Source organism: Pseudomonas sp. DY-1 (assembly GCF_003626975.1).
GTDB lineage: Bacteria > Pseudomonadota > Gammaproteobacteria > Pseudomonadales > Pseudomonadaceae > Metapseudomonas.
Window position 1 is genome coordinate 4114780 of sequence record NZ_CP032616.1, and the last position, 10221, is coordinate 4125000.

8 protein-coding genes, 1 tRNA gene and 2 rRNA genes (1 of these 11 only partly in view) are annotated in these 10221 nt (G+C 63.2%); 1 reads left to right on the forward strand and 10 read right to left on the reverse strand.

The features are described 5' to 3' along the window. The first annotated feature begins 19 nt into the window (after positions 1 to 19). Positions 20 to 96: transfer RNA gene (locus tag D6Z43_RS19445), tRNA-Arg, on the forward strand. Between the two features lie 60 nt (positions 97 to 156). On the opposite strand, the gene D6Z43_RS19450 is transcribed toward D6Z43_RS19445, so the two are convergent. The 10 genes from D6Z43_RS19450 to D6Z43_RS19495 all read right to left on the reverse strand — a co-directional run. Further along, a complete protein-coding gene (locus D6Z43_RS19450; protein WP_120653717.1) occupies positions 157 to 1149 on the reverse strand; it encodes an asparaginase in 993 nt (330 codons plus the stop codon). 62 nt (positions 1150 to 1211) lie between these two features. Beyond that, on the reverse strand, positions 1212 to 2069 hold the full coding sequence (locus D6Z43_RS19455; protein ID WP_120653718.1) for a proline/glycine betaine ABC transporter permease: 858 nt from the start codon (positions 2067 to 2069) through the stop codon (positions 1212 to 1214). Between the two features lie 4 nt (positions 2070 to 2073). Continuing rightward, complete coding sequence (locus tag D6Z43_RS19460) at positions 2074 to 3087, reverse strand: ABC transporter substrate-binding protein (protein ID WP_120653719.1); 1014 nt, start codon at positions 3085 to 3087, stop codon at positions 2074 to 2076. Positions 3088 to 3121: 34 nt separating this feature from the next. Continuing rightward, positions 3122 to 5776, reverse strand: a complete 2655-nt coding sequence (locus D6Z43_RS19465) for a TonB-dependent receptor (protein WP_256660886.1) — start codon at positions 5774 to 5776, stop codon at positions 3122 to 3124. 113 nt (positions 5777 to 5889) lie between these two features. Continuing rightward, entirely contained in the window at positions 5890 to 6840 is a 951-nt protein-coding gene (locus D6Z43_RS19470) for a FecR domain-containing protein (RefSeq protein WP_120653721.1), read from the reverse strand. Beyond that, positions 6830 to 7354: a sigma-70 family RNA polymerase sigma factor gene (locus D6Z43_RS19475; RefSeq protein ID WP_120653722.1), complete on the reverse strand. Its 525-nt coding sequence runs from the start codon at positions 7352 to 7354 to the stop codon at positions 6830 to 6832. Before D6Z43_RS19475 ends, D6Z43_RS19470 begins: the two co-directional genes overlap by 11 nt. A gap of 118 nt (positions 7355 to 7472) precedes the next feature. Then, positions 7473 to 8258: a phosphate/phosphite/phosphonate ABC transporter substrate-binding protein gene (locus tag D6Z43_RS19480; RefSeq protein ID WP_120653723.1), complete on the reverse strand. Its 786-nt coding sequence runs from the start codon at positions 8256 to 8258 to the stop codon at positions 7473 to 7475. A gap of 9 nt (positions 8259 to 8267) precedes the next feature. Continuing rightward, complete coding sequence (locus tag D6Z43_RS19485; protein ID WP_120653724.1) at positions 8268 to 9212, reverse strand: fatty acid desaturase; 945 nt, start codon at positions 9210 to 9212, stop codon at positions 8268 to 8270. Between the two features lie 296 nt (positions 9213 to 9508). Further along, positions 9509 to 9624: ribosomal RNA gene (gene rrf, locus D6Z43_RS19490) — 5S ribosomal RNA — on the reverse strand. Between the two features lie 136 nt (positions 9625 to 9760). Then, positions 9761 to 10221 (reverse strand): 23S ribosomal RNA (locus D6Z43_RS19495) (it continues 2430 nt past the right edge of the window).

Genomic DNA, 10221 nt, shown 5'->3' on the forward strand with positions numbered 1-10221 from the left:
TATCATGGCGCCCCCATACGCATCCGTAGCTCAGCTGGATAGAGTACTGCCCTCCGAAGGCAGGGGTCGTGGGTTCGAATCCCGCCGGATGCGCCAAATCAGAAAGCCCGCCAAGTGCGGGCTTTCGCGTTTCTGGTCGAAAGGCGACGTGCGCTGTCAGTCAGCTGATTCCCCGCAGAGATCGAGCGCAAGCCAGCGCTCCACTTCTGCCTGAGCCAGGCCAGCACCAAGCAGACTGAATAGTTTGCCCAGGGCTGCCTCGCGGGTCATGCCATCGCAGGAGACCAGGCCGCTGCTGGCCAGCTGGCTGCCGGCAGCATAGACGCCGAACTTCACTGCGCCTTCAGGGCATTGGCTGATAGCCGCCAGGACTACGCCGCGTGCGTGGGCGTCCTTGAGGGCGCTGAGGATGTCGGCGTTGTCCGAAGGGCCGGTGCCGCTGCCATAGCACTCCAGCAGGAGCCCCTGGACGCCGCTATCCAGCACCGCGCGCAGCTGCGTTGCGGCGAGACCGGGGAACAGCGGCTGCACGGCGAGGCTGACCGGCTGGCGCTGCATGTGGTAGTCCAGCTCGGCCGGGAATGTCGAGGCGCGCTGGCCATTGCGCAAGCGCCGGGCTTCGATGAAGGCGTCAAAGGCATCGCTCTTCTGCTTGCTGGCGCGAGTGCCATTGAGCAGCAGACCGTTGAAATAAAGGTGCACGCCGGGAGCAACGCCTGCGGCCAGCAGCGCCAGGGCGCCAAACAGGTTTGGCCAGGCATCGCCGCCATCGACGCCGGCAGGCTGCATCGAGCCGGTAAGCACTACCGGCACCGGTAGGCCGAGAAGCAGAAAGGACAGTGCAGCGGCGCTGTAGGCCAGGGTGTCGGTGCCATGCAACACCAGTACCGCATCGCAACTGTCCCGCTCCACTCCTTCGACGATGGCATCGCGCATAGTCAACCAGTTGGCCTGGGTCATGTTGGCGCTGTCCAGCAGCGGCAGCAGTTCGCGGAACATCCATGGTGGCGTCGGACGCTGCGGCTGGGTGGCCTGCTCGGCGCGTAGCCGGGCCTCGAATCCCGAGGCCGGTGCGAGGCCGGCATCGGTCATCTGCATGCCGATGGTGCCACCGGTATAGAGCACCAGGAGTTTGCGGGAGGGGGACATGTTTTCTCCGTTCTTATTAGTACTGCAGTCCTCCGCATCCTAATCCCGCGTCCCCTGGCGGCCTATCTGATTCTGCCGGCCCGCTGCGCCGGATCGCCGTATCCCTGGGTGATGCGATCGATCACCACGGCCAGCGCCACGATGGCCAGGCCCGCTTCGAAACCCAGGCCCACGTTCAGGGTCTGGATACCGGTCAGCACGTCCTCGCCCAATCCGCGGGCGCCGATCATGGACGCGACCACCACCATGGACAGGGCCATCATCACCGTCTGGTTGAGGCCGGCCATGATGGTCGGCAGGGCCAGGGGCAACTGTACGTAGCGCAGGCTCTGCCAGCGATTGGCGCCCAGGCAGGCAGCAGCCTCGGTGACCGATACATCCACTTGGCGGACACCCAGCTCGCTGAGTCGGATCAGCGGCGGCAGGGCATAGACCAGGGTGGCGAAAATGGCCGGCACCTTGCCGAGGCCGAAGAGCATCAGCACCGGGATCAGGTAGACGAAACTCGGCAGCGTCTGCATGACGTCCAGCATCGGCATCAGAAGGCGCCGCGCCAGTGGCTTACGTGCCAGAAGGATGCCGATGGGCACGCCCACCAGAACGCTCAGGCAGGTCGACACCAGCACCAGGGCGCAGGTCTGCAGCAGCTTGTCCCAGAGACCGACCACGCCGATGAGGAAGAGCAGCCCCACCAGGACAGCCGCCCGGCGCCAACTGCGCGAGGCATGCCAGGCAAGACCACCGACCAGGGACAGGAGCAGCCACCAGGGACAGACGCGCAGCAGGCCTTCGATGCCGGCGACCAGCTGCAGAAGACTGTCGGAGACCTCGCGGAAAGCATCGCCGTAATGGAGAACGAGCCAGTCGACGAAGCGGTTCACCGCGTCGGCGATGGAGTAGTGCAGGGATTGCGGGAACATGACGTCAGAGACTCCCGCGCACGCGCTCAGCGACGTCGGCTGGTACCCATGCCTGCCAGATGGCGGGCTGTTCGCGGAGGAAGCGTTCGGCTGCCTGGCGCGGCGGCAGTCGTTTCTCGCTCATCTCCGCCAGGGTGCTGTTGAGCAGCCCGATGGGCAGGTCGACCTTCTCGAAGAAGGTCACCAGCTCCGGGTACTCGGTGCGGAAGGGGGCGGAGACACCGATGGTCAGCCGCGCCGGCATGGAGCGCGTGCCGCGCGGATTGGGGTTTCGCGCATCGGCCAGGGTCTTCCACGCTTCGGCGTTGAAAGGCGGTTCTTCCAATTGCACCAGCTTGTAGCGACCCAGCAGCGGGGTTGGCGACCAGTAGTAGAAGAGCACCGGTTTGCCGCGGCGTATGGCCGAGCCGATTTCGGCATCCAGCGCCGCGCCGGAGCCGGTGCGGAAATTGACGAAGCTGTCGGTGAGGCCATAGGCCTTGAGCTTCTGGCTGTTGACGATTTCCGAAGTCCAGCCGGTGGGGCTGTTGAGGAAGCGACCCTTCTCGGGGCTTTCCGGGTCACGAAAGACCGCTTTGTAGCGCGGCAAGTCCGCCACCGAGCGCAGGTCCGGCGCCAGGGCCGGGATGCCACGCTCCGGGTCACCCTTGATCACATACTCGGGCACCCACCAACCTTCGGTGGCGTGCTTGACGGTATCGCCGAGGGCGAACACCTTGCCCTCGCCTTCGGCCTTGATCCAGGCCGGACTGCGCCCGGCCCACTCCTCGCCTATGACTTGCACGTCGTCCCGCGCCAGGGCCGCCTCCAGGCTGACAGTGCTGCCGGGCAGGGTTTCAGTGCGATAGCCATAACCCTTCTCCACCAGCAGGCGGAGTAGCTCGGTGATCAGGCTGCCGCTTTCCCAGGTGATGTCGGCGAAATGGATGGGTTGGCGCTGCTCCGCCGCAGGCAGGGACTGCGCAAGCAGCCCCAGGGCCAGCAGCGAGCCGCCCAGCAGTTTCTTGATGGTGGTCATGGGCACCTCATAGCGTCCTTGGATGGGTGGCCGGTCAGAAGTCGTAGCTGAGCCGGGTGTAATAGAAGGCCCCTTCCGGCGCTGCCGGGGCCAGGTAGCTGTACTGCTGCGCTGGGGTCTGCCGCAGGCGCGGGTTGAAGTCGTCGGGATGGCTGTCGAAGAGGTTGTTGGCGCCCACCGAAAGGCGCAGCTGCTGGGTGAACGCATAGTTCACATCCAGGTCGGTGACCCACTGGGCGGAGAAGGTCTGGTCGAACTGGGCATTGCTGGCGGAGGCGGCGTACTTGCGGTACTCGCCGTAGCGGGTCTGGTAGAGGCTGACCGTCCAGGGCCCCAGGCGATGCACGGCGCCCAGCACGAGCTTGTCTTCCGGGTAGCCGTGTTCCAGGTAGCCACGGGACTCACGGGTGACCGTCTCGAAACCGTGGGGGTTGGCGTGGACCTTCTCGATGCGGGTGCGGGTCCGTGTGTAGCCGGCGGAAAGGTCGAGGTCACCGTAGACGTCCAGGTCGATCTCGTACTTGCCGACGATATCGACGCCGCGGGTGCGGGTATCGGCGGCGTTGGTCATGAACTGCGCCCAGGCGTACTGGCCAAAGCCCGCAGCGGTGAGAATCGCCTCGGCCTCCGGGCCGGAGATTCCGCCGCTGAATAGAATGCGATCGCGGATGTCGATCTGATACGCATCGATGGTCAGCGAAGCATGGTCGCTGGGGCGAAACACCAGGCCGAGGGAGTAGTTGGTGGACTTCTCCGGCTTGAGGTCCTGGGCACCGAGGGCCTGCGCGGCCGGGTGGCTGACCGGCAGCATGCGGGTGAGTACAGGATTGCCGTTGGCGTCGACGTTGGTGGTGGTGGTCCAGGAGGTGCCGATCTGCCCCAGGGTGGGCGCCCGGTACGCATTGTTGAGGGTGCCGCGCACGCCAATCTCCGGGGTCAGCTCGTAGCGCGCCGAGATCTTGCCGGTGCTGGTGGTGCCGAAGTCATCGTAGTGCTCGGTGCGTCCGGCCAGGCCGAACTGGAATTTCTCGGTGAGTTGGGTTTCCAGGCCGAGGTAGATGCCGCCGACCTCGCGCTTGTAGGTGCCGGCATCGTCCGGTTGCAGGCCGGAAGCCTGTATGGCACCCACTTGCACGCCATCGATACCGCCGAAGGAGTAGGAGGCAAAGTCGCCTTCCTCCAGTCGGTATTCCTCTTCACGCCAGGCCGCGCCGGCGGAGAAGGTCAACGGACTGGCGGCCCAGTCGACATCGAGATCGCGGACGTAGTCCAGGGCAAGGTTGGTCTGCTCGTTGATCAGGGTGGCGACTTCGAAGCGTGTCGGGCTCGCCGCCCCATAGCTCGGGTTGACGGTGTTGAAGGCCTTCTCGTCATGCTTGTCGCGGCCGTAGGTGGCACTGAAATCGAAGCGACCGATGTCGGCATCCTCGAAACGAGAACCCAAGGTCAGCGCCCCGTCTTCATAGCGATAGCGATACTTGGGAATGGTGCCGTCGGGGTAGATCGCCGGCACGTTGTTCGGGCTGCCGGCCAGCAGCGGCGGGGTGTTGTTGAAGGATTCGTCCTGGCCGTAGGTAGCGAAACTGTAGAGACGCCAGCGGTCGTCCAGGCCGACTTCGGCATTGGCCGCCAGATTGTACTTCTCGCGGCTGGCACCACCCCAACGCGGGTCTTGCACCTTGCCTTCGGCGACGAACTTGTCGCCGATATCGGTGGGCTTGTTGTTCAGCCCATTGGCACTGAGGGTGAGGAAACCATCGCCGGGCAAGGCCAGGCCGTGCCAGACATCCGCGGACTTGCTGAAGCCGTCGCCTTGGCCGTACTGGCCAACGCGTGCGTTGGCCTGGCCACCGTTGTCGCGCTCCTTGAGGACGATGTTGATCACCCCGGCCACGGCATCCGAGCCGTACTGTGCGGAGGCACCGTCGCGCAGCACTTCGATGTGGTCGACGGCGCTGATCGGGATCATGTCCAGGTCTACCGGCTGGGCGCCGATGAATGGCACGCCGCCAGAGATATTGACCACCGCCGAGGCATGGCGGCGCTTGCCGTTCACCAGCACGAGGGTCTGATCCGGGGACAGGCCTCGCAGGGATGCGCCCTTGGGGTCCTGGCCACGAGTGGCGCTCTGGTTCTGCGGGAAGTTGAACGAGGGCAGCAGCTGGAACAGCGCTTGGTTTAGGCTGGTGGCCCCGATGCGGACCAGTTCCTTGCTGTCGATGACATCCACTGGGGCAGCACTGGTCAGGGCAGTAGTGTCGTGGCGGCGGGTACCGACGGAGATTACTCGCTCCAGCACCGGCTCCTCCGGCACTGCGGCCCGGGGCACGACCTGGGTGGATGGCGGCGCGACGGGACGCTCGCCGCTGCCCTTGACGATGAAGGCGCCAGCCGGGCTGACCTGCAGCTCAAGACCAGTGCCCCGCAGGGCAGCATTCACTGCCTGGGTTGCCGAAAGATCGCCTTCCACGGCGGCAGCGGAAAAGCGGCCCACTTCAGGCGTAAAGGAGATGACCTGCCCACTCTGACGACTGATGCTGAGCAGTACCTCGTCCAGCGGACCGGGTGCGATGTGGAAGCTGTGCCGGGTTTCTTCGGCCGCGTATGCGCAAGTGAGGATGAAGCTGGCCAGCGGGCCGAGGGCAAAGGCCGCAAGACGACGGCGATTCGAAGCAGCGATAGGACGCAAGATGACTCCCCCAAGGAATCCATTGTGGCGCTGCTCCCTGCAGCGCCTTCGCATGGGGTGTGCATCGGCGCTGCGGAATCTTGCAGATCGTTTGGTTATGGCCTTAGAACCGCTCAGGCGGGGAGCAGGCTTATCCACAGGTTGGTGCGGCGGACGATGCGCAACGGCAAGGTACGGCTGAGGGCGTCCAGCACCTGATCGCTGGCGTCCAGGCGGAACAGGCCGCTGACGCGCATGCTTTCAAGCGCTGGGTGAACGCGCAGGATGCCAGCACGGTAGGGGCGCAGCGCTGCTATCACGTCCCGCAGCGGGATATCGCGGACCTCCAGTAGTCCGTCGACCCAGGCAGTTTCGCCAAGCCTCGCCTGCAGCACCGGCCCGAAGCGATGGGGGTCGAAATCCACCGCCTGGCCGGCGGGAAGTCGCAGCCGAACACCGCTTCGGTTAACCAGCTCCAGCGGGCCGCCAAGGGCGAGGACCCGACTCCGGCCATCCCGTTCGGCGACCATCATTCCGGCACCGGCGGAAGACACCCGGCCTATGCTGGTTTGCACGACGAAGGGTCTGCGATCTGCGCGCGCCACCTGGGCAAGTAGTTCGCCACCTCGCAGGCGCACGAGCCGTCTGCTGTCATCAAAGTCCAGGTCCACTGCGCTGCGAGCATTGAGTACCAAGCGGCTGCCGTCTGCCGCGTGCAAGCTACGACGCTGGCCAGTGCTGGTACGAAGATCGGCGGTCAGTTCGTCCAATGGCGTGAAGCGATTACCCAGCACGCCGGCACCGATCACCACGCCACTGCCCACCAGGGCGCGATGCAATAGCTGACGCCGGCTGGAGGGCGCCTCGAGTACCCGTTGCAGCAACTCGCTACCGGCGTCCTGCACCACCGGGCGCCGGAAGACGCCGAGGGTTTGCTCGAGGTGCGTACAGAGGCGTTCGTGGCGCGGGTCCTGCGCACGCCAGGAACTGAACGCGTGGAAGTCTGCATCGCTGGCGGCTCCCGAGCGTAACAACACTATCCAGCGTGAAGCCTGTTCGATCAGGGCGTCCTGCTCATTGCTCATGTCGGTACTCCAGGCTAACGCGCAGGCAGCGGGTGATGGCCTTGCCCATGTAGTCGCTCACTGAACGCAGTGAGATACCCAGTTCCGCGGCTATTTCGGGATAGGTCAGACCGTTGACCTGGGACAGCAGGAAAGTGGCTTTTACCTTGGCTGGAAGACCGTCCAGCAGGCGGTCGATCTCCTCCAGGGCCTGGAGCATCTGTGCCAGCGCTTCCGGCGAGGGCGCCTCATGTTCGGGTTCGTTGAGCAGGGCATCGAGGTAGGCGCGCTCCAGGTCGCGGCGACGCCAGACCTGGTAGACCAGGCGCTGGGCGATGGTGGTCAACAAGGCTCGGGGCTGACGGATGGGCTCGATGAGCGGCGCGCTAAGCAACTGGACGAAGGTGTCGGCCGCGACGTCCTCAGCACTGGCCGGGGAATCCAGGTAGCGGCGCAAGCGTCCGCAGAGCCAGGTGTAATGACTGCTGAATAGCGTGCCCACGTAAAGGCTGTGGGAGTTCTCGGCGCCGGACATGGCCACTCCATAAATCGGTCAATGCAGGGAGGGGTCCGGTGTTCCGGTGGATGAATCCTAGCAAGGCGTCTTATACGACAAAAATATTTAAATTCTATTTTTATAGATCATTAATGAATTAGAGGAGCTCCGCATAACCTTGCTCGATGGCCTGTTGTTGGTAGTCGAGGAGGAGCCGGTAATCGTCGTCTTTCGCGGGCAGGATTTCACGGATAGCCAGGACGGCGGCAACCTTGGGAAGGTAGCTCAACGCCTGGTTCATAGCCTCGCGCACACGCTCGGCCTCGTCGGGACCGAGATCGGCCGTGCAAATGTACGGCAGGGTCGGGCTGGGGGCGCTGCGCGCTATCAGGCGCAGGCCAGCCACCTCTTTCGGCGCGTAACGAGCCAAGTAGGCATAGGTGACGCTGTCTACCGCGGCAAGATCGGCCTTGTCCTCCCGTAGCAGGCGCAGGCTTTCACGGTGGCTACCGCTGTGGATAAGGCTGGAGAAGAAGGTTCCGCTTTGCTGCAACGGGGCAAGGCGATGGCGGAAGAGATTCATGCCTGTATTCGATCCGGCGTCATTGAGCACGCCGCGACTACAGAGGAAATCATCGAGTGTGGTTCGGGCGTCGTGAACGCGGGCGAGGATCAGACTGCAATGCCAGCCGTCTGTACTGTCGGGCAGCACGTAGTCAGGACGGCCTAGAACGCGAACCCGGCCGCGCAGTTGAGTGATCAGCGGATATCCACAGGTCTGGGTCAGCAACAGGCGGGGCGAGGTCCAGAGTTCTGGCAGGCTGAGACCATCGGCGGCAATCCGATCCTCGCCAAGCAGCTCGAGTATCCGTTTTAACCAGATGGCATTGGCCTCCTCCACACATTGCGGAGCGACGTACATCAACAGTTCGGCATGGCGCATGAACGCTCCTCAGTGGGCACTGGGATGACGGGGGCTATCGATCGGACGGAGTCCGTACCGGCGGAAGAACTCGCCATAGCCGCGCACGTGAAAACCACCGCTGCGTGCCAGCCATTGTTCACGGCGCACGCGGTATACCCGAGGCAGGTAGTACCAGGGCAAGCCAGGAAGGTCGTGGTGAACCAGGTGCAGGTTGATATGGAGGAAGAGCCAACTCCAGGGCCAGGCAGACTCGTTGATCACCGTCCGCTGTTCCGGGTGCTCCGCAGGGCGATGCTCATAGAACGAACGCACCATGGCCAGGGACAACGCGGGGACGCTCACCAGCAGCAGGTAGTGCCAGACGGACAGCTGGCTGAAACGGGCGATGAAGGCGAGCATCAGCAGGGTAGCCGTGCCGTGGACGATCCACATGATCCAGGCCTTGAGGTCACCCTTCAACAAGCGAGTAGCCTCCTCCCTGGCCAGCGACCATAGCGCCAGAGGGGGGCCAAGGAGCAGACGACCGAGCAGCGTCTTATCAAGCCATCGCAATGTGCGGGAAAGCCTGTGGCTGTTACTCCATTGGCGTTGGCCGAGGTAGCGGCTTTCGGGGTCAAGACCAGGCAAGGTCAAGTCCTCATCGCGGTGGTGACGCAGGTGGGTATCGCGATAGAGGGTATAGGGATACCACACCGCAAACGGGGCATAGCCGAGCAGTTTATTGATGCTGGCCCAGCGGGTTGGGTGGCCATGGAGCAATTCGTGCTGCACGGATAGCCAGAGCACCACCAGTGGAACGAGCAGCACGGTCGTCGGCCACAGCCCGAGGTGCGGGCTAGCCAGGTGCAAGCTGAACCAGCCGGCGTAAACGCCGATGAGCAACAACCAGGTCGGCCAATCGGTTCTCGCAGTCAGGCTGCTCTGCAGGCGCTCAACCTGCCGGCGCTGGGCATCATCCAGATAGCGCGGCATGGTCGCCCTCGGCTATCGGCTGGAGATAAGCGTGACTCATGGAGGCTCCTGCGTGAGGTCAGCGGAAAGGCCAGCGGCCTGTATTCCCGTCTGTGCAACGACGCAGGAAAAACATGCAGATCGATTGGTTATCAGGTGCTAACTGGAGAATCTATGAGCAATGGAGGCTGCTTGCTGCTACATCGAAGTGGGCTGCAGCGCGTTAGACGTGCGGGTTGGGAAGACTGTGTGATGATTTTGCGCGCCCAAAGACAAACCCCCGAACCGTTTTCACGGATCGGGGGTTTGGGATAGAAGCTTGACGATGACCTACTCTCACATGGAGAAGCTCCACACTACCATCGGCGATGCGTCGTTTCACTGCTGAGTTCGGGATGGGATCAGGTGGTTCCAACGCTCTATGGTCGTCAAGCAATTCGGTTGGGATCTCGTCTGCGACGCGATCCCGAATCAGGTATGTGACAGTCTGTTTTTGCGGTTCAGGCCAATTTTCGGTCTGTCGACTTCAACCAGTCGCACCCACAATCACCAGATTGTTTGGGTGTTATATGGTCAAGCCTCACGGGCAATTAGTATTGGTTAGCTCAACGCCTCACAGCGCTTACACACCCAACCTATCAACGTCGTAGTCTTCGACGGCCCTTTAGGGGATTCAAGATCCCAGTGAGATCTCATCTTGAGGCGAGTTTCCCGCTTAGATGCTTTCAGCGGTTATCTCTTCCGAACATAGCTACCCGGCAATGCCACTGGCGTGACAACCGGAACACCAGAGGTTCGTCCACTCCGGTCCTCTCGTACTAGGAGCAGCCCCTCTCAAATCTCAAACGTCCACGGCAGATAGGGACCGAACTGTCTCACGACGTTCTAAACCCAGCTCGCGTACCACTTTAAATGGCGAACAGCCATACCCTTGGGACCGGCTTCAGCCCCAGGATGTGATGAGCCGACATCGAGGTGCCAAACACCGCCGTCGATATGAACTCTTGGGCGGTATCAGCCTGTTATCCCC